Genomic DNA, 1,684 nt, shown 5'->3' on the forward strand with positions numbered 1-1,684 from the left:
AAACACAAAAAGTCCCAATGACTATGCTACGATTGAAGTACTTAACCAAGTTTAACTCAATCTACCACCCACCAAGGAGGCCATAGTCAATGAGACTACTTAATAGTAAACAAGGGTTAAGAAGAAGTCAATTCGCAAAAGAGCTTCGTGGTATGAATTTGGAAAAAGTTTTAATTGTTCCAATCGATGTTTCTAAAGTTCTACAAAAGGCAATGATTTTGAATTATTTTGGTGAATGTATAGAATCTTCCTTTTCTTTCATGGTCAGTCGAACAGGAATGAAAGTTTTTACTGATAAAATTGAGAAAGCAAAAGAAGAGCTTCAAACGGATAAAGTTTTCATTGGGATTGAAGCCACCGGTCAATACTATGAAGATATTGTTCGCATTCTAATGGATTATGGGTTATCTGTTCATATGATTAACCCTGCATCCACCCATGAAGAAAGAAAACAACACCTAACATACACGAAAACAGATGATATTGATTTGTATTTAATTGCCGAAGTTTTGATCGGTAATAAAGCAACTAATTCAAAGTTAAGCACAGGTGTTTATAAACAACTTCAACAGATCACTCGAGCGAGAAGAAGCGAAATAGAAAAACGCTCTCGTATCAAAACGGAAATTCGCACTTACCATGATCAGATTTGGCGTGAATATCAGGGGGTCAGTACACTTGTAGATGGGAAACTCAAAACCAAAAAAATCTTTAGTGATTTTTGGGGAAAAGCGAGTGTCCACCTTCTAACCCATTTCCCTCATGCTTCTCAGATTTTGGAGCTAGGAGAATTCGGCTTACGCCAGTTATCGAAAGAACATAATTTAAAAATCAGAAAGACGTCTATTGAAAAGTTGCTCTTTGCCGCTAGGGAAAGTGTTTCAAAACCTTTGGAAGAGCTCTCTAGTGAACTATTTCTTTTAAAACAAAAACTACAAGATTTTGAGTATCACACAAATAACATAGCTAATTATGAAAAGGAAATAGAGCGATTATTTATTAATACCAATGGATTATTACTTCTAACTATTCCTGGTATAGGACTTGTGACAGCCGCAGAAATCTTTTGTGAGATGGGCGATCTTTCGCATTTTACCAACGCAAGTCAGCTTATTAAAAAAGCTGGGACAAATCCTGTTATTAAGCAATCCGGACCTGGAGCGGGATACGCAGGGCGTATTTCAAAACAAGGTAACGCTAATCTAAGAAGAGCTTTATATAACGCAGGACGAAGCCTTTCTGTTCACAATGAGGCTTTAAAACCCTTCGCTATGCGACTAAAAGATAAAGGTAAAAAAGCTGGATCAGTATACATCGCAATGGGAAACAAGCTCTTAAAAATTGCGTTTGCCATGCTTACCAAAGAAGAGCCCTTTAAATGGGATAATCCAGAATACAACTACAAAGAAGAAGTATTTAAAAAGCTAACTTTACCGTTAGCAGCATAAAAAGAACAAATAAGTAGGCTCCATTCTTTTGGTTCGAGTGGAGATCGGATCAAAATTTCCTGAGGCAATGCGACCTCGATGTCTAGCCTTATCCCACTCGAGCTGTAAATGCGGATAAGTACGTTATCTATCTATTTTGTACTCTATGCCAGATTGCATCAATGCAGATCAAAGAATCGAGTGAAAATCCCTTTCTGAATCAAGAAAATGGAGCCTATTTTATAATAAACTTGGTT

1 protein-coding gene is annotated in these 1,684 nt (G+C 36.8%); it reads left to right on the top strand.

Translation table 11 applies throughout. The annotated features are described in order from the left end of the window. The first annotated feature begins 89 nt into the window (after nt 1-89). Entirely contained in the window at nt 90-1,448 is a 1,359-nt protein-coding gene (locus tag GHT08_RS21805; protein ID WP_163583489.1) for an IS110 family RNA-guided transposase, read from the top strand. Nucleotides 1,449-1,684: the final 236 nt, after the last annotated feature.

This window comes from Gracilibacillus saliphilus (genome assembly GCF_010994085.1).
GTDB classification, from domain to species: domain Bacteria; phylum Bacillota; class Bacilli; order Bacillales; family Amphibacillaceae; genus Gracilibacillus; species Gracilibacillus lacisalsi.

Excerpts from the sequence above, each read along its gene's own strand:
- GHT08_RS21805 (WP_163583489.1), top strand. The coding sequence starts at position 90 with ATGAGACTACTTAATAGTAAACAAGGGTTAAGAAGAAGTCAATTCGCA.